Here is an 18256-nt window from a genome sequence, read left to right on the forward strand (position 1 = left end):
CTTGTACTGGACGTACTTGGGCTTTCGGCTGGTGCAGCGAGAGTGCGTGCCCGACGTCGCGACGGGGCAAACGTTGCCTGATGCGGCACTAGTGCCGCTCCCGGCACCAGCGCTGTGCCCGGTGCCGGTGAGAAGCCCTGCCGGCACCGGGCCCACCGGTTTCAGCGGAAGCCGACGAAGACGAGCGAAGGCAAGAAGAGAAGCGGACAAGCAGAGACGAGCAGAGAGGAAGCGCCGATGAATTGCACCTCGTGCCGGCATGAACTGCCCGCCGACGCACGGTTCTGCCCGTCCTGCGGCACCCCGTGCCCGGCACCCGCCGCGACCGCGCCGCCGGAGGACGAACGCAAGCTGGTCACCACGGTCTTCTGCGATCTGGTGGGTTCGACGACGCTGTCCGGGCAACTCGATCCGGAGACCCTGCGAAGCGTGACCCTGCGCTATTTCGCCGTCATGAGCGAACGGATCGAGGCGCACGGCGGCACCCCGGAGAAGTTCATCGGCGACGCCGTGATGGCCGTGTTCGGGGTACCGGTGATGCGCGAGGACGACGCGCGGCGGGCGCTGGCCGCCGCCCTCGGCATGCGCGAGGCGCTGGCCGATCTCAACACCGAGCTGGAGGCCGCGCTGGGCATCCGGCTCAGCATCCGGATCGGGGTCAACACCGGTACGGTCGTGGCGGGTTCCGATGCCGGTGCCCGGCAGGCACTGGTCTCGGGCGAGACCGTGAACGTGGCTGCCCGGCTGGAACAGAACGCCGCCACCGACGAAATCCTCATCGGCCCGCAGACCCTGGAGGCCGCCGGGCCGACCGTGGTCGTCGAGGAGGTCGGCCCCCTGCGGCTCAAGGGCAAGAGCGACCGGGTGACCGCGTACCGCCTGATCGCGCTCGGCGCCGACGACCCCGAGCTGCTGCGCCGCTTCGACGTGCCGTTCATCGGCCGGGCCGAGGAACGGGCGATGCTGGACGAGGCCCTGGACCGGACGGCCCACGGGGCCGGTCCGGGGCTGGTCCGCCTCGTCGGCGACGCCGGGATCGGCAAGACCAGGCTGGCGCGCGAGTGGCTGGCCGGGCTCGCCGGACCGGGCCGGCCGGTCATCGGTACCGGGCGCTGCCGCAGCTACGGCGACCACGGCACCCTGACCCCGCTGGCCGACGCGGTGCGGGAGGCGCTGGGCTGCCCCGACGCCCGGGAGGCCCTCGGTGCGGCGGCCGGACGGGCGAAGGCGGCGGTGGCGGACGCCCGGGCGGTGCTGCGGGGCGGTCTGCTGCACGACGGCACGCCCAACGCCCCGTTCGAGGACATGTGCGCCGCGCTGATCACCGTGCTGGGCAGGGCCGCGGGCCGGCTCCCGGTGGTGCTGGTCATCGACGACTGGCATTGGGCCGAGCCACTGCTGGTGCGGACGGTGGACCGGCTGGCCGGGCCGCTCGGCCGGGCGGGCGTGCTCATGGTGTGCCCGGGCCGCCCGGACGGCCCCCCGCCCGCCGCCGATTCTCCCGCGCACCCGGCGCAGGTCCTGCCGCTCGCCGGTCTGTCCCGTACGGAGGCGGCCCTGCTGGTCCGCGCACTGACCGGAACGGCGGGCGCGGCTGCGACCGCGACCGCGGACACGGCCGGGGCGGCGAACGCGACCGGGCCGACCGATACGACCGATACGACCAGGCCGGCCGACGGGGACGCCCCGCACGACCACGCCCACCGCGCCCCGGACGACCACAGCCCCTGCGCGCACGAGACGCACGGACACGCCGCGCACGCGCACGACCTCTACGGCCATGACCTGTACGACCGTGCCGAGGGCAATCCGCTGTATCTGGAACAGCTGCTGATCCCCGCCGGGCCGGACCGCCCGAACGCGCCACCGGCCCCCCGTACCACCGGCGAGCCGGCGCTTCCGCCGAGCCTGCAGGCGCTGCTCGGCGCCCGGATCGGCGCGTTGGAGCGCACCGAACGCGCCACCCTCGACCTGGCCGCGGTCCTCGGCCGGGACTTCACCGCGCCGGAGCTCGTCCGGCTGACCCGGGCCGCGCGCGCGGCGGACACCGTGGACCGGTACGGCCTGTACGACCCGTACGAGCACCCCGATCACGCCTCCTTCCCCGGCACCCCCGACGCCTCCCCCATCTCCCCCATCTCCCTCTTCTCCCCCGTCTCCCGCACCCCGCTGGAGGAAGGGCCATCGGCGCCGGAGGACGACGACCGGATCCGGGTGACTCGGGCGCTGGCCCGGCTGCGGCGGCGCCGTCTCGTCGAGACCGCGCCGGGCGGCGATCCGGACGCGGGGCGGCACCGGTTCAGCAGTGGGCTGGTCCAGGAGGTCGCGTACGCCTCCATGTCCAAGCGGGCCAAGGCGGAACGGCACGCCTGGGCGGCCGAACTGCCCGGCGTGACGGCTGCGGGCCAGGCGGCGGTCGGCGGTCACCTGGAGCGGGCGTACCGGTACCGCACGGAACTCGGTCTGGCCGACGGCCGGGCCGACGCCCTGCGGATCCGGGCCGCGTCCGCGCTCGCGTCGGCGGGGGCGCAGGCGCTGGCCCGTTCCGATCTGCACTGGGCGCAGGGACTGCTGGAGCGGGCCGTGGCCCTGCATCCGCCGGGCGACCCCGCCGCGGCACCGGCGCTGCGCCGGCTCGGCGAGGTACGACTGGCGCTCGGTCACCCGGAGGAGGGTGAGCGCCTGTTGAGGCAGGTCCTGACCGTCGAGGCGGCTCCGGTGGAGGCCGCGCACGCCCGGCTCGCGCTGGCGTCGCTGGACCCGGGCGCGGTGAGCGTGTCCTCGGCCGCCCGCGCGGTGCTGCCGCTCTTCGAGTCCGCGGGCGACTCCGTCGGCCAGGCGCGGGCCCGGCTGCGGCTGGCACAGCAGTTGCAGCGGGCCGGACGGCACGAGGAGGCCGATCGCGATCTGACGCTGGCCCTGGACCACGCGGTGCGGGCCGAGGCCGAACCGGAACGGGCGGCGGCGCTCGGCGCCATCGGGATCTCGTTGTGGCGGGGCCCGGAGCCGGTACCGGTCGCGGTGGCGCGCTGCCGGGACCTGCTCGCCGCGCACGGGGCCGGACGGCCCGCCGTACGCACCACGTTGAACTGTCCGCTGGCCGTGCTCCACGCGCTGCACGGCCGGGCGGACCGGGCCGGGGAGTGCCTGGCCGAGGCGGAACAACTGGCCGAGGATCTGGGCTACGCGGAGGCGGAGGTCTTCATCCCGGTGTTCCGGGCGACGGTCGAGGCGCTGCTCGGGCGCACCGATCCGGCCCTGGGCCTGCTCGTCCGGGCGGACCGCGCGGCGGCGCGCGCCGGGGCCCGGTCCATGCGGCCGGCCATCGCGCTGGAGGCGGCGCGGCTGCTGCTCGACGACGGCCGGCCGGACGCCGCGGGTCCGTGGCTCGAAGAGGTCGGGGCGCCCCGGGCGCTGCCGCACGCGGACCGGGTGGACCTCGCCGGGCTGCGCGCCCGGCTGGCGGCGGAGGCCGGGGAGCGGGAAGCGGCCCTGCGCCGCGCGGACCGCGCCGTACAGGACGCCCTGCTGACCGACTCGCCGCTGGTACGGGCCACCGCGTCGCTGGACCGGGCGCGGACGCTGGCACTGCTGGACGATCCGGACGGCGCGGCGGCGGCGGCGCGGGAGGCCCGGGAACGGTTCGCGGAGAAGGGACATCTGCCGGGCCGGCGGTGGGCGGCGCGGCTCGCCGCGGGACCGGCGGCGGCCACGACGGAGAAGAGCTGAGGATGACGACCACGGAAACAGCCCCCGGACCGGGACAGGCACCCGTACCCGCACCGGCATCTCGGCCGGCCCCGCCACACGCCCCCGCGCCCAACGTGGGGCTGACGTGGAGTCTGCGGGGGCGCGGCCCCGACGACGTGGTGGTGCGGGCCGACCCCGGTCCCCGGCCCGGCGACGGCGGTGGCGACGACGGCCCCGTGCCGGGCACCGGGCGGGGTGTGCGGGTCTGCGTGGTGGACTCCGGGGTCGAGCGCGACCACCCGGGGGTCGGGCCGGTGGCCGGTTCCTGGGTGGTGGTCAAGGACCCGGAGTCCGGTGACACCGAGGTCAGGGAGACCGACACCGGGGACACCTGCGGGCACGGCACCGCGTGCGCGGGGATCATCCGCCGGACCGCCCCGGAGTGCGAGCTGTACAGCGTCCGGGTCCTGGGGGAACGGTTCTCCGGCACCGGGGACGTCCTGCTCGCCGGGCTGCGGTGGGCGGTCGAGCAGGGCTTCGACGTGGTGAACCTGTCGTTGTCCACCACCCGCGCCCGGTTCGCCCAGGAGCTGCACGCGCTGGCCGACCACGCCTACTTCAGCCGCACGGTCGTCGTCGCCTCGGCGCACAACAGCCCGGTGGAGAGCTATCCGTGGCGGTTCGCGTCGGTGATCTCGGTGGGCAGCCACCAGGAGGACGACCCGGACCTGCACCTCTACAACCCCGAACCGCCGGTGGAGTTCTTCGCCCCCGGCCAGAACGTGTCGGTGCCCTGGCTGGGCGGCACGTCGATCCGTACCACCGGGAACAGCTTCGCGACCCCGTACATCAGCGGGCTGTGCGCGCGTCTCCTGTCGGCACATCCCAGGATGACGGCCTTCCAGCTCAAGAACGCTCTTTATCTCTCCGCGGCGAACGTGCGGTTCGGCCCGCGGCCCTCCGATCCGGCAGGAGAGGTCTGTTGACTCCAAGAACCGAATCAGCGTCAGTGACGTCAGTGACTCCGGGAACGGACCAGGACGCTCCGGGAACGGACCCGGGCACGCTGCCGGCGGTGGCCGCGGCCCGGCGCGAACTCCTCCAGTCCGTCGTCGACGTGGCGCGGGCGATCTTCGGCGCGGCGGCGAGCTCGGTCTTCCTGCTGGACGAGGAGGCGGACGAGCTGGTGTTCCAGGCGGTCTCCGGACAGGGGGAGGAGTTCCTGGTGGGCCGCCGTTTCCCGGCCGGGCGCGGGATCGCGGGCTGGGTGGCGACCTCGGGCGAGCCGATGGTGGTGGACGATCTCACCGCCGACCCGTCCTTCGACCGGTCGCTCGCCGAGTCCACCGAGTACGTGCCGAACGCGCTGATGGCGGCACCGCTGATCAGCGAGGGCCGGGTGCTCGGCGTGCTGGAGGTGCTGGACCCGTCGCCGTGCGCCCGTACGGACCTGCGGGAACTGGACCTGCTCGCAATGTTCGCCCGGCAGGCCGCCGCAGCGCTGCGGGTGGTGGCGTACGCACCGGCCGATGCCGGGACGCCGGGCGCGGGCGGCCGCCTGGACCCCCGTCAGCGGACGGACGCGCTGCGGCTGCTGGGTAGTCTGGAGCAGCTGCTCCGGGAGCCGTGCTGAACGACGGGGAGCCGTGGCGTGCGTCCGGAAGCCGAGCAGTGGCGAACGGCGATGACGGAAGGACCGCGCACGTGCGGCTCGCTTTTTCGACCCTCGGGGTGCCGGGCATGCCGATGGCGGATGTCGTCCGGCTCGCCACCGAGCACCGCTATCAGGGCGTGGAGCTGCGCGCCCATCCGGAGGAACCGGTGCACCCGGGCCTCTCGGCCTCCGGACGGGCCGCCGTTGCCGGGGAGTTCAAGAAGCATGGCGTCGAGATCCTGACCGTGGCCGGATACGCCCGGGTCGCGGCCGAGGGCGACGACGACCCGGTGCTGGCCGAGATCGCCGAACTGATCGAGCTGGCCCACGACCTGGGCGCGAGCAACGTCCGGGTCTTCCCGGGCGGCGGCGGCCAGGACCCCGCGACGACCGACGAGACGGCCGCCCGGAGGCTGGCCGCCGCCGCGCCGCACGCCGAGGACCTGGGCGTACGTGTCCTGCTCGAAACCCATGACTCGCACCGGGCGGGCGCCGACGTGGCCCGGGTCGTCGGCACGGTCGGGCACCGGCGGATCGGCGCGCTGTGGGACGTCATGCACACCTGGCTCGCGGGCGAGCACCCGGCCGCCGGCCATGCGGTGCTGGCCCCGCACCTGGGCTACGTCCAGGTCAAGGACATCGCCTCGGCGGACGACCCGACGCCGCTGCCGCTCGGCGCCGGGGTACTGCCGCTGGCCGCCTGCCTGGACGCGCTCGGCGGGGACGCCTGGGACGGCTGGGTCTGCTGGGAGTACGAGAAGCGCTGGCACCCGGCGGCGGCGGAACTGCCGGGTCTGCTGGCCGCCGGGCGGGACCACCTGCTGCGGTTGGGGGCGGCGGGGCGGTAGGGCGCCTGTCGGCTCCCCGCACGGCAGGACGGCGGACGGAAGGACGGTTGGACGCCCAAACGGCACTATGGGCGTGCCGGGCGGACGAGCGATGGGCGGTGAGACCGCAAAGCTTCCCTGAAACCGCAGCTCAGGAAGAGTGGAGTGGTCCCCGCGCAGGCGAGCGACCACGCGGTCGAAAGGACAACAGCTTGCAAGGAGACACCTCCACGGCTACGTCGTACGCTTGAGGGGAGCGCCTGCCGACCAAACGGGCGAACTCCCGCGTCGGGTCCCCATCCACTGCGGCGACATCGGCGAGCGGTCGACCGACACGTCTGACGACTCCGACGAGCGACACCGTCTTCCCGCAGCCTGGAGATGCGGGTGAAGAACGGGGAGGACGACACGCCGTCAGGGCGCCATTCTTCGGCGCGGCCGTCAGGGCGCCATTCTTCGGCGCGACGGACATTCCTTCGGGGCTCAGCACCAGCCGTGCGTTTCAGCTAAGGAAGTGAAACATGTCTGTGCAGGTCAAAGAGCGTAGCCGAGTTCCCACCAGAAGCCCTGGGGCGCCATACTCCGACGGCGTGGCCGGCGCATACCTCGCTGAGTTGATCGGGACCTTCATCCTGGTCTTCGCGATAACCGCCACCGCCACCTCCGCCGGCCTGGCGCGCACCATCGTCGGACCGGCCTACGGCTCGCTGGCCGTCGTCCTGGCCAACGGACTGACGCTGGCCGCACTGGTCGGCGGCCTCGCCCACGTATCCAGCGCGCACTTCAACCCGGCCGTCACCGTCGCGATGGCTGTCATCCGCAAGTTCTCGTGGCGGCATGTCCCCGGATACGTCGCCGTCCAGATGATCGGCGGGATCCTCGGTGCCCTCGCCACCTGGGCCATTCACGGCAACGCCGCGCGGGCCACCACGCACCTCGGTGCCACCAACCCTGCGCCTGGGGTGGGCGATGGCCGTGCTCTGGTCGTCGAGATCCTGATCACCTTCGTACTGGTCCTCGTGGTGACCGCCGCGGTCACCGACAAGCGGTTCCCGGCCCCCGTCGCCCCGGTCGTGATCGGCTTCGCCCTCGCCGCAGCGGTCTTCATCGGCGGCCCCAGTGACGGAGCCGCGGTCAACCCCGCCCGCGGTCTTGGCCCGATGATCGCCGCCGGCTCGTTCAGCGGCTGGTGGGCGAGCCTGGTAGGGCCTGTGATCGGTGGTGCCCTCGCCGCGGTACTTTACGACCGATTCGTCCGCAGGGGCCAGCCCTCAGCAGTTGAGCAGGTATCCAAGGCGCGCGCCGTCGGCAGCGGACGAGTACGCAGTCGGCGCGTGTTGTAGGCCCGGGCGACCTCGTCCACCCCCGTCGCGGGCCGGTGCGGTTCCTACCCCGATTCGGTGTGCCAGCCGGAACGGACGTCCCCACGCCGAACCGGGCCCACCGCGCCTGGGACGCAGCGTGCACCCCCGTTCCCTCTCGGCGGTGTCATCCGACGCGGTGGCAGGGGCACACGCACCACCGCGTCTCAATGGGCACCTCCCACTCCGGAGCCCCCGCCCGACGGGTGACACCCGGCCCCGGACACTCCCCGTGCTCGCCGATCCGGCACGCGGGCGCGAGCCCTTCCCGGGTGGCCGGTGCGGGCGCGGTCACGGCTGCTCGCCGTATGGGCGAATGCGGCGCTGTTCCCGGCACGGGGCGCACGCGGACAGGCCGATCCCGGGGCCGGAGCCCTGCTCGATGACGTCGACCAGAACCGCGGTCCCGGACGGACCCTTGTGCCAGTGGCACCAGCCGAAGCCGGGCCGCACGGGCGGCTTCGACTGCGCGGGCCGCGTGGTCATCGCGCCCCCTTGCACCGGCACGGCGGGAGCGTGGTCGACAGGGCCACAGTCCTGGCCGGAACGACTTCGGCCTTCGGACGGATCACGCGCGTCCGGCCGTGCCGGTCGACCTCGTACACCTTGATCGTCATCACCACGTCGACCCCTGGTTCCTCTCGATACTCATGGGGCGCAGACTTCTGCGGATCTCCTCTGCCGCACCGTAGGGCGCGGTACAACCGTGATGGGCACGCAAAGTGCGTGCCCTGTTCGGGAGACCTTGATGAACGCTGGCCGCATCGGTCGCCGCATCGCCTACTGGCGAGAGCGTCGTGGCCTCACACAAACCGACTTCGGGCGGCTGATGGGACAAACCCGTAGATGGGTGCAAGATCTGGAGGGCGGTCAACGGCAGCAGGATCCGCGCCTGTCGGTGGTCGTGAAGGCGGCCGAAGTACTGCGGATCCCCCTGGAACAACTCTTGACCGACACTCCTTCACCGGCCGCGACTCCCGGCCAGCCGTCGGCAGAAGCCGCGGCTGTCATCGACGTGCTGTACAGCGGTGCGGAGGAAGACACTCCCCCACTGCCGCTCGACGTGTTGCGCCAGCGTCTCGTCTACTGCTGTGAGGCGTTCCAGGCTTGCCACTACCTGGCGCTCGGCCGCGAGCTTCCCGCCCTCGTCGTCGGCTCTGGCCGTACGGCCGCCCGCGCAGGCGACGAGGCAGCGGAAGCACACGTTCTCCACTCCCGGGTACTGCAACTGACGGCAAGCTTCCTCCACAAGTACGGGCAGGCGACAGCCGTGCAGGCTGCGGTCGTCGCAGACCGGGCCCTGGCTGCGGCAGAACAGTCCGGGGATGCGGTGACCATCGGTGCCGCATCCCGCCGGGTCGCCAAGTCCCTTGCCTGCCAGAGGCAGTCCGCAGCAGCCGTCAGCTTCGCCGTAGCGGCGGCGCGGCGCCTCCAGGACGACCTGTCAACGGCCGGACCGCTCGGTCTGTCGACCCTCGGCATGCTGTATCTGTCGGCCGCGGTCAGCGCGTCCGCCCAGGAACGAACGGCATCCAGGGTCCGGGCCGCTATCGAGCACGTCGATCAGGCCGGCGAAGTGGCCGACCAGCAGGGCGCGGACTTGAACATGGACTGGACGAACTTCGGCCCGACGAACGTCGCGCTGCACCGGGTGGACATCCTGGCCCGTTTCGAGGACGGCTGGTCGGCATTGGACGCCGCGGAGGCCGTGACCGATGCGGATGTACGAAAGCTGAGGAATGAACGTCGGGTTGGGCACCTCATCACGCTGGCCCGCGCTCAACTCTTGACACGGAAGAAAGAGGCTGCTGCGGCCTCTCTCGTTCAGGCTGCCAGGCTTGCCCCTGAAGAGTTCCGGGGCAGGCCCAACACCATGGCGCTGGTGAAGGACGTTCTTGCCGCAACGCACGCCCCAAGCGGCGAGTTGCGCGCGCTGGCCGCCCGATGTGGACTCCAGGCATGACGAGAGTGCTGTATCTCATTGCCTGTGCGGCCGGCCCCACCGAATACGTCGACAAGGGAGTGGGCTTGGCGCAGGCACGGGGGTGGGACACCTGCCTGATCCTGACGCCGTCGGCTGCCCGCTGGTGGGAATCGCGCCTCGGTGAGCTGGAAGCGCTGACGGGGCATCGAGTGCGGTCGCAGTACAAACTGCCTGGGGAGCGGGACGCGCTACCGAAGGCGGACGCCATGCTCGTGGCCCCGTTGTCCTGCACGAGCCTGAACAAGTGGGGCGCCGGAATCGCGGACACCCTGGCGTTGGGGCTGGTCTCCGAGGGCGTGCACCTGGGGGTTCCGGTGGTGGCCATGCCTTACTTCAACCAGGCGCAGGGGAGCCAGCCGGCGGTGGCCCGCAGCATCGCGGACCTGCGGGCGCAAGGCGTGGTCCTTCTCGACGGACCGGATGGGTACGAGTCGCACCCTCCGAAGCACGGCAAGCCCGCAAGCTTCCCTTGGCACCTCGCGCTGGATTCGGTCGGCTGCCTTGTGGGTCCCCCTGTGTAGGTGGCCTCCGCGCATGCGTGGGTGGCCGGACCGGCGCGCGCGGGACGGGCTGGCCGCGCTGTGCGTTTCCGCGCAGGCGGGGGGCGTTCCGGTACCGGAGGCGGGGCCTGAGCTCCCTCCCGACGGCAGCATGTTGCCCCGCCGGCTGAGCAACTCGTGCTGCTCTCTGGCGGAGCGCCACACGCGGCCGCACGTTCACCAGTACGTGGCCGATATGCCCAGGGCACCCCAGCACGTCGCTGATCAACGCCGAGGTGTTGCCGCGTTCCTCCGGCGCTCCGGCATCGAGTGCGAGCCGTTGGACTCGGTCGTCGTGGCGGTCAGCGAACTCCTGTCGAACGCCGTGCTGTACGGCGGAACGGACACAGTGGAGCTGTCCGTCGCGTACGACGACCTCCGGGGCAAGGTGCATGTCGTCGTGAACGACCGGACGCCCGGGGCTCGGGCCGAACCGCGCCTCCCCGGAGACGACCAAGAAGGAGGTCGCGGCCTGCTCCTGGTGACGCGCTCGGCGGCAACTTCCTGAACACGCCCTTCGAGTCCGTGGCCACGGCCATGCACGTCTCGGCGTACTCCCTGAAGAGCCTGACCGCGCACCTTCTGCCCCTGCTGGAGGCTGCCGACCGCGCCTCCGTGGTCAGCCTCACCTTCAACGCGACGGTGGCCTGGCCGATCTACGACTGGATGGGCCCGGTGAAGGCGAGCCTGGAGGCGACCAACCGCTACCTGGCCCGCTACCTCGGCGAGCGTGGCATCCGCGTCAACGCCGTCGACTCCGGGCCCATCACCACCATGGCGGGCAAGGGCATTCCGGGCTTCGAGACCCTGGCCGAGGCGTGGCCCGAGCAGGCCCCGCTGGGTTGGGACACCTCCGACGCTTCCCCGGTCGCCGACACGGTCGCTTTTCTCCTCAGCGACGACGCCCGGGCGATGACGGGCCAGGTGCTCCACGTGGACGGCGGCTACAGCGCCGTCGGCGCCTGACTCGCCTCGTCACCAAGCCCCGGGCCGCTCAGCGGCCCGGGGCTCGCGCATTCCTGGTCCGGGTCCATGTGCTCCCGGATGACCAGCAGGGCAGCAAGGGCAGTGTCCAACTCCCCCAAGTCGTCCTCGGGGTGCGCTGAGGTCGCATGTTAAAGGCCGTCAGCATCCTGGGCGAGCGCGAGATCTTGACCAACACCATGCGCATGTACCGCCCCCGCCTCCAGGGACGTCTCCGGGCCCGCACCCGCACTCTCCCCCACATCCGCCACAGCTCCCGTACCCGGCCCCGCATGATCCGCCACCGCCAGATCCGTCCCCGGCACCCCCGCACGCCCCCGTCGCGTCCCCGCCAGTGAGGTGAGGGCCACTCCGCCCACCAGCAGGGCGGCCGCGCACCAGCGCAGCGGGCTCACCGACTCGCCCAGCAGCAGCGCGGCCGAGGACATTCCGAAGACGGGGACCAACAGGGTGAACGGGGCCACCGACGACGCCGGATGATGGCGCAGCAGGTAGCCCCAGGCGCCGAAGCCGAAGACGGTGGTGATCCACGCGACGTAGACGATGATCCCGGCACCGCTCCAGTCGAGCCCGGCCAGCGCGGCGGCGTCGCGGTCCCAGCCCTCGAAGACGAGGGAGAGGCCGAGCAGCGGCAGGACCGGCACCGTGGAGACCCAGACCATGAAGTTGAGGGAGTCGGGCGGGGCCGCCTTGCGGGTCAGCACGTTGGACACGCCCCAGCAGGCAGCCGCCGCGATCACCAGGACGAAGGCGAGCACCGGCCCGCTCGTCCCCTCGTCGACCGCCGCCACCCCGATGCCCGCGAGTGCCACGGCCATGCCCAGCATCCGTACCCTTCCCGGCCGTTCACCGAGTGCCAGTGCCGCGAAGAGGGCCGTGAACACGGCCTGGACCTGGAGCACGAGCGAGGAGAGACCGGCGGGCATGCCGCGGTCCATGCCGATGAAGAGGAGCCCGAACTTGGCCACACCGAGGACCAGGCCCACGCCCACGATCCACTTCCAGGCGACCTTGGGCCGGCCGACGAGGAAGACCGCCGGCAGCGCGGCGACCAGGAAGCGCAGGGCGGAGAAGAGCAGCGGCGGGAAGTGCCCGAGGCCGACCTCGATGACGACGAAGTTCACACCCCAGATGGCGGCGACCAGCACCGCCAGGGCTATGTGGGAGGGACGCATGCACCGAGGATCACCCGCGCCCACCATGTAGCACCAGCACCGATCCCTTCATGGTGGAATTCAGCGATGCTGAAGAATCGGTGAGAACCCCCGGAGGCGACGGTGCTCGATCTGTCCCGACTGCGCGCACTGCACGCGGTCTCCGTCCACGGCTCCGTCGCGGGCGCCGCCGCCGCGCTCGGATACACCCCGTCGGCGGTCTCGCAGCAGATCACCAAGCTGGAACGGGAAACCCGTACCACCCTCCTCGAACGCCGCGGGCGCGGCGTCGCGCTGACCGAGGAGGCGCTCCACCTCGCCTCGACGGCCCAGCGGCTGCTGGCGATCGTGGAACAGGCGGAGACGACGCTGGAGGAGCGCCGGGGGCTGCCGACGGGACGGCTGTCGATCGGCGCGTTCGCGTCGGCGGCGCGCGGGCTGCTGCCCGGTGTGCTGGCCGGGCTGGAACGGGACCATCCGGCACTGGAGGTCCGGCTGACCGAGGTCGATCCGCATCTCTCGGTCGACCTGGTGGCCAAGGGCGTGATCGACCTGGCGGTCGCGCACGACTGGGACATCGCCCCGCTGCCCGCCCCGGAGGGCGTGGCGCAGGCGTTGATCGGCGGCGACCGCTGCGACCTGCTGGTGCCCGAGGGCCACCGGCTCGCGGGGCGGGACGGGGTACGGCGCGAGGAGCTGGCCAAGGAGCGGTGGATCTGCCAGCCGCCGGGGAGGGTCTGCCACGACTGGCTGGTACGGACGCTGCGGGCGGCGGGGCACGAGCCGGACATCCGGCACCAGGCGGAGGAGAACCACACCCAGCTCGCCCTGCTCGCCGCCGGTCTCGGGGTGGCGATGATCCCCCGGCTGGGGCGCGGGCCACTGCCCGCGGGCGTGGTGGCGGTGCCGCTGGATCCCGTACCGGTACGGCGGCTGCACGCGCTGTGGCGTACGGAGGCGGCCCGACGGCCCGCGATCACGGCGGCGGTGTCCGCGCTGGAGGCGCACGGGGCCGCGCTCGGCCTGGCGTGAGGCCGTCGAGGGCCTCGGGGGACTTGAAGGCGGGGACGCCCGGGGCCGGGCCGCCGGGTTCCCGGTCGCCGCCGGTCGCCTCGCCCGTCCGCCGGATGCAGTCCACGTCCTGCGCGGTGAGGCTCTCGACGGGCGTCGCGGGCTCCTCGCTCAGCCGGTGCCGAACATCTGAACGGCGCCCCAGATCATGAACGCGAGAATGAGGGCGAAGACGACGAAGACGAAGACCAGGGCGATCCGGGGAATGCCCTTGGCGCGCACGCTCGCCCCGGTCGTGAGGTTCTCCGCCGCTGTCATACGGAACGTCCCGGACTTCATCCTGCCGGAGCCTCGTACCCAGTCGCCGTCGCTGATGGCCCCCTCCACCCGGTATCCGCGCATCTCCACCGGGACGAGCTGAACGCGGTTGCCGGAGTCGTCGTACCGCTCGACGCGGAAGGTCCACACCGCCTCGGAGGTGTCCCGCTGCTGCTCGGTCCGGAACTGGACGCCGTGCACCTGCCCTTCGACGACGCTCATGGCGTCGGAGGGCGGTTTCGGGGGCGGGGGCGGGGGCTCCGGTGCGCCGCGCCGCCTCGGGGCCCCGGCACGCGGACGGTCACGGAAGCGCTCGTCCGGCGGGGGCGGCGGACGGTCCGGCCGGGGGCTCCGACTGCCGTCGCGGCGGCTGGATTCCTCGTCGAATCCGCGACGGCTCCCGCGATACCCGGAGCCGTCGTCGTACCCGGAACCGTCGTCGAACTCGCGACGGCTCTCGGGACGGCTCGCGCGGCGGCCGGAGCCCGCGTCGAACCGATCGCTTCGATCGTTCTGGTCGTGCCGATCACCCCGGGGCCGGCCGCAGCGCGCGCACGTCCAGGCGCCCGTCGGTACCTCGGCGCCGCATCCTGGGCACGAAGTCACGGAATCACCCCGGTCGTCACTCGACGGTGTGCCCGCCCGGCAGTACGTCCGGCAGCAGCGCACCCGTCGGCAGTGCGTCCGGTCGAGGCGGGCGGGGCCTGTTCCGCTGATCCCGGTCCTGCTGCCGGGCCTTGCCCGACGCGGAACCTTCAGCCATGTGCACTTCTCTGACCTGCTGCGTCGCCGTCACCCTCCGGCATTTCGGCGGGACTCCGGCCGCGGCACGGTCGCGTCGGTCCCATCGGTGGGCCGCCGACCGGCGTCGCCCGGTTCCGCGGTCTCGATGACACGACCATTCTCACCCCTGTGGAACCCGGCCGCGCGGCGAACGGAGCCGGGCCGGACCCCAGCGGCCGGTCCGGGCCGGCCCCCGCGACGGGACCGGGCCGAATCCCTGCGGCGGCCGGTCCGGACCGTCCGGTCCCGCGAGGGCTCCGGGCCCGTCGGCGCCGAGCCGTGTCGCGGCACCGACGGGCCCTGCGCATTTCCGCCCACACCTCCACGTGTCATCGCCCGTATCGGGCCGGACCCTTGACCGGAAGTTATTTTCTGGATATCCGTGCTCCTTGGAAGTTTCTTTCACCACCTCGTTCCCGATCCCCGAGCAAGGCCGAAGGAGCTCACGTGCCCCACCGCACCTCCAGACGCACGCTTCTCACCGTCACCGCCGCCACCGCCGCGGTCGCCGTCACGGGCGGGGTCGCCGCCCCCGCCGGCGTGGCCTCCCCCGCCGCGGGCGCCCAGGGGGCCGCGCGCGGCGGCCACCCCGCCGGGCACCACAGGTCGGCCGCCACCACCAAGCGCCTCAAGCGGCTCATCTCCCGCATGAGCCTGGAGGAGAAGGTCGGGCAACTCTTCGTGATGCGGGTGTACGGGCACTCCGCCACCGCGCCCGACCAGGCCGACATCGACGCCAACCTGGCCCAGATCGGGGTCCGCACCGCCGCCGAGCTGATCGCCAAGTACCACGTCGGCGGGATCATCTACTTCGTCTGGGCCCACAACACCCGCGACCCGCACCAGATCGCCGACCTCTCCAACGGCATCCAGCGCGCCGGGCTCGCCGGGCCCACTCCCCTGCCGCTCATCGTCTCCACCGACCAGGAGCACGGCATCGTGTGCCGGGTGGGCGAGCCCGCCACGCTGCTGCCGGGCGCGATGGCGCTGGGCGCGGGCGGTTCACGGTCCGACGCGCGCCGGGCCGGGCAGATCGCCGGTGCCGAACTGGCCGCGCTCGGCATCAACCAGAACTACGCGCCGGACGCCGACGTCAACGTCAACCCGGCCAACCCGGTGATCGGCGTGCGCTCCTTCGGCTCCGACCCGCGGTCCGTGGCCGGGATGGTCGCCGCGCAGGTGAAGGGGTATCAGACCGGCGGCGTCGCCGCGACGATCAAGCACTTCCCGGGCCACGGCGACACCAGCACCGACAGCCACACCGGTCTGCCGGCCATCACCCACACCCGTGAGGAGTGGGCTGAGCTGGACGCGCCGCCGTTCCGGGCCGCGATCGCCGCGGACATCGACTCGATCATGACCGCCCACATCGTGGTACCGGCGCTGGACCCGTCCGAGGACCCGGCGACCCTGTCCCGCCCGATCCTCACCGGCATCCTGCGCGAGGAACTCGGCTACGACGGGGTCGTGGTGACCGACGCACTCGACATGGAGGGCGTACGGACGAAGTACGGCGACGAACGCGTACCGGTCCTCGCCCTGAAGGCGGGCGTCGACCAGTTGCTCAATCCGCCGAATCTCGCCGTCGCCTGGAACGCCGTCCTGGCGGCCGTGAAGAGCGGCGAACTCAGCGAGGACCGGCTCGACGAATCGATCCTGCGCATCCTGCGGCTGAAGACGAAGCTCGGCCTGTTCGACGACCCGTTCGTCAGCCACAAGGACGTGGACCGGGTCGTCGGGACACGCGCCCACCTCGCCGCCGCCGACCGGATCGCCGAGCGCACCACCACCCTGCTCGCCAACGACGGCGCGGTGCTGCCGCTCTCCCGCCGCTCCCACAAGAGGCTGCTCGTGGTCGGCGCCGACCCGGCCTCCCCGTCCGGCACCACCGGGCCGCCGACCACCACCCTCGCCACCGCGTTCACCGAACTCGGCTTCACGGCCACGGCGTTGTCCACCGGCACCGCGCCCACCCGGGCGAGGATCGACGAGGCGGTGGCCGCCGCCCGGGGCAAGGACGCGGTGGTCGTGGGGACGTACAACGTGTCCGCGACCAGCTCCCAGCGCACCCTGGTGAGCGCCCTCGCGGCGACCGGGATCCCGGTGATCACGATCGCGATCCGCAACCCGTACGACATCGCGCAGCTGGCGGGCACCGGGTTCGCGGCGAGCCTGGCAGCGTACTCCTGGACCGACGTCGAACTGCGCGCCGCCGCCCGGGTCGTCGCCGGGCACGCCCGCCCGCAGGGCACCCTGCCGGTGCCGGTGCAGCGCGCGGACGATCCGACGCGGGTGCTGTACCCGGTCGGATACGGGCTGCGGTACTGACAACCGGTCCCGGAAAGCCCAAGGGGAGGGGGTCGCGCACCGCGCGCGGCCCCCTCCCCCCGTACACGAACCGATTACGGGCGCACCCCGTGCTCGTTCACCACGTCCCGGCCGTCCTGCCGGACGTCGAGCCGCGCGTCGAACTTCGCGAGCGGCTTCGCCTGCGCCGGGTCCTGCTGCACGGCGGCCGGGGCGACGCCCGCCCAGCGCAGGATGGCCGCGGTGGCCTTCACCCGGTCGTTCTCGGGAAGCTGCGCCACGTTGGAACCGTGGTTGCCGCCGGGCACCGTCATCACGTAGCTGTCCCGCGCGCCCGCGCCCAGCCGGAAGCGCTCGGCGCCCCACGGGTCGTTCTCTCCGTAGACGTAGAGCATGCGGTGGGCGCGGTGCTTCACCCAGGTGTCGATGTCACGCATCGCCCACGGCCGGAACTTCATCGGGATGTCGCGCGGCACGAAGTTGCGCGGCGGCTGGTACCCGTAACGGCTGAGCCCGCCGAGCCACGGCTGCTCGATGTCGGGCGAGCCGAGCTGGGTGCCCGCCTGGTAGTAGTACGGGGTGTACCGCTCCAGGCCCTGGTCGGTGTAGGCGGAGAAGCCGGAGATCGCGTCGACCGAGTCCCAGATCGCCTGGTCGGGGGCGGACTTGGCGTCGGCCGGGACGGTGTCGCAGTCGGCCAGCAGGCTGTACTGCCAGAACGCCCAGATGTAGTCCATGACGACGGCCTCGTAGGCCCGGTCCAGCGAGCCGAGGGTGCCGAAGGTGTAGCCGTTCGCCTCGGCGTACTCCCGGAACCTCTTCTCCAGCGGTCCGCGGCGGATCAGCGCCTCGCGCTGCACCCCGTTCAGCCGGTCGCGGCACTCCTTGGTGCCCACGTTCGCGAAGAACCGGTCGTACGCCGAATCCTCCCTGTTCACCACGTCGTTGGGCGCGACGTACGCGATGACGCCGTCCATGTCCTCCGGGTGGAAGCGCTCGTAGTACGTCGCGGTCATGCCGCCCTTCGAACCGCCGGTGGTCAGCCAGTTCTTGGTGTAGATCCGTTTGAGGGCGGTGAAGACGCGGTGCTGGTCGTCGGCGGCCTGCCGGATGTCGAGATCGGACCAGTCGGCGGGCGACGGGCGCGACGGGGTGAAGAACCGGTACTCCAGAGAGACCTGGTTGCCGTCGACGATCCGGGTCGGCTCGGAACGGCTCGGATTCGTCGAGACGTTGTAGCCGCTGGTGTAGAAGACGGTCGGGCGGGACGTGTCCTTGTGCAGCAGGGTGAGGCGCTGCTGGAACGTGCCCTTGGACGGGCGCCGGTGGTCGACCGGCTGGGTGTATTCGAGGACGAAGTAGCGGTAACCCGCGTAAGGCTTCTCCTCGATGAGACTCATTCCCGGGATGGCCAGAATGCGGTCCTTGATGTCCGCGTTCGTACCGCTCTCGCCGCTGGTCGCGGCCCGGGACGTGGCCGGCTGTGCGGCGGTGGCCGCCCCGGCCGTGGCCCCGGTGGCGCTCACCGTGCCGACGAGCACCGCGAGCGACAGGACACCTCTGAGCGCCTTGTGCATGCACCCTCCCCAGGATTCACGACAGTCATCGCGAACCTAGCGGGGGCAACACCCCTGCCGCCAGACC

At 72.5% G+C, this 18256-nt stretch carries 15 protein-coding genes and 1 pseudogene; 11 read left to right on the plus strand and 5 right to left on the minus strand.

Annotation, left to right across the window (positions count from 1 at the left end; genetic code table 11):
• Positions 1-237 precede the first annotated feature (237 nt).
• The 5 genes from ACFYXM_RS33255 to ACFYXM_RS33275 all read left to right on the plus strand — a co-directional run bounded on the left by ACFYXM_RS33255 (position 238) and on the right by ACFYXM_RS33275 (position 7514).
• Entirely contained in the window at positions 238-3729 is a 3492-nt protein-coding gene (locus tag ACFYXM_RS33255; RefSeq protein ID WP_389295088.1) for an adenylate/guanylate cyclase domain-containing protein, read from the plus strand.
• Between the two features lie 2 nt (positions 3730-3731).
• Positions 3732-4676, plus strand: a complete 945-nt coding sequence (locus tag ACFYXM_RS33260; protein ID WP_389295090.1) for a S8 family serine peptidase — start codon at positions 3732-3734, stop codon at positions 4674-4676.
• Positions 4677-4708: 32 nt separating this feature from the next.
• On the plus strand, positions 4709-5323 hold the full coding sequence (locus tag ACFYXM_RS33265) for a GAF domain-containing protein (RefSeq protein WP_389295092.1): 615 nt from the start codon (positions 4709-4711) through the stop codon (positions 5321-5323).
• A 71-nt stretch (positions 5324-5394) separates the two neighbouring features.
• Positions 5395-6192 (plus strand): sugar phosphate isomerase/epimerase family protein, encoded by a 798-nt coding sequence (locus ACFYXM_RS33270; RefSeq protein WP_389295094.1) that lies wholly within the window; start codon positions 5395-5397, stop codon positions 6190-6192.
• Between the two features lie 569 nt (positions 6193-6761).
• The gene (locus tag ACFYXM_RS33275) at positions 6762-7514 is read left to right on the plus strand and encodes an MIP/aquaporin family protein (RefSeq protein WP_389295096.1); all 753 of its coding nucleotides are present in this window, start codon (positions 6762-6764) and stop codon (positions 7512-7514) included.
• Between the two features lie 309 nt (positions 7515-7823).
• Here the strand turns inward: ACFYXM_RS33275 and ACFYXM_RS33280 are convergent, their stop codons facing one another.
• A complete protein-coding gene (locus ACFYXM_RS33280) occupies positions 7824-8018 on the minus strand; it encodes a hypothetical protein (RefSeq protein WP_389295098.1) in 195 nt (64 codons plus the stop codon).
• A gap of 262 nt (positions 8019-8280) precedes the next feature.
• Here ACFYXM_RS33280 and ACFYXM_RS33285 point away from each other — a divergent pair, with 262 nt between their 5' ends.
• From ACFYXM_RS33285 to ACFYXM_RS33300, 4 genes and pseudogenes are all read left to right on the plus strand, one after another.
• Positions 8281-9495 (plus strand): helix-turn-helix domain-containing protein, encoded by a 1215-nt coding sequence (locus ACFYXM_RS33285; protein ID WP_389295100.1) that lies wholly within the window; start codon positions 8281-8283, stop codon positions 9493-9495.
• Positions 9492-10037: a flavoprotein gene (locus ACFYXM_RS33290; protein WP_389295101.1), complete on the plus strand. Its 546-nt coding sequence runs from the start codon at positions 9492-9494 to the stop codon at positions 10035-10037. Before ACFYXM_RS33285 ends, ACFYXM_RS33290 begins: the two co-directional genes overlap by 4 nt.
• Positions 10038-10251: 214 nt before the next feature.
• Positions 10252-10563 (plus strand): ATP-binding protein, encoded by a 312-nt coding sequence (locus ACFYXM_RS33295; protein WP_389295103.1) that lies wholly within the window; start codon positions 10252-10254, stop codon positions 10561-10563.
• Positions 10530-11021 (plus strand): annotated as a pseudogene (locus ACFYXM_RS33300) (SDR family oxidoreductase); the annotation flags it as partial. The gene ACFYXM_RS33295 and the pseudogene ACFYXM_RS33300, both read left to right, overlap by 34 nt.
• Positions 11022-11170: 149 nt before the next feature.
• Here the strand turns inward: ACFYXM_RS33300 and ACFYXM_RS33305 are convergent.
• Entirely contained in the window at positions 11171-12214 is a 1044-nt protein-coding gene (locus ACFYXM_RS33305) for an EamA family transporter (protein ID WP_389295104.1), read from the minus strand.
• Positions 12215-12316: 102 nt separating this feature from the next.
• Between ACFYXM_RS33305 and ACFYXM_RS33310 the strand changes: the two genes are divergently transcribed.
• Positions 12317-13225, plus strand: a complete 909-nt coding sequence (locus tag ACFYXM_RS33310; protein WP_389295106.1) for a LysR family transcriptional regulator — start codon at positions 12317-12319, stop codon at positions 13223-13225.
• A 150-nt stretch (positions 13226-13375) separates the two neighbouring features.
• Here the strand turns inward: ACFYXM_RS33310 and ACFYXM_RS33315 are convergent, their stop codons facing one another.
• Complete coding sequence (locus tag ACFYXM_RS33315) at positions 13376-13744, minus strand: hypothetical protein (RefSeq protein ID WP_389295108.1); 369 nt, start codon at positions 13742-13744, stop codon at positions 13376-13378.
• Positions 13745-14144: 400 nt separating this feature from the next.
• Positions 14145-14285: a hypothetical protein gene (locus ACFYXM_RS33320; protein ID WP_389295110.1), complete on the minus strand. Its 141-nt coding sequence runs from the start codon at positions 14283-14285 to the stop codon at positions 14145-14147.
• A 467-nt stretch (positions 14286-14752) separates the two neighbouring features.
• Here ACFYXM_RS33320 and ACFYXM_RS33325 point away from each other — a divergent pair, with 467 nt between their 5' ends.
• A complete protein-coding gene (locus tag ACFYXM_RS33325; protein ID WP_389295112.1) occupies positions 14753-16633 on the plus strand; it encodes a glycoside hydrolase family 3 protein in 1881 nt (626 codons plus the stop codon).
• A gap of 74 nt (positions 16634-16707) precedes the next feature.
• On the opposite strand, the gene ACFYXM_RS33330 is transcribed toward ACFYXM_RS33325, so the two are convergent.
• Positions 16708-18189 (minus strand): S28 family serine protease, encoded by a 1482-nt coding sequence (locus ACFYXM_RS33330; protein ID WP_389295114.1) that lies wholly within the window; start codon positions 18187-18189, stop codon positions 16708-16710.
• Between the last annotated feature and the right edge of the window lie 67 nt (positions 18190-18256).

This window comes from Streptomyces sp. NPDC002476 (assembly GCF_042889785.1).
Classification (GTDB): domain Bacteria; phylum Actinomycetota; class Actinomycetes; order Streptomycetales; family Streptomycetaceae; genus Streptomyces.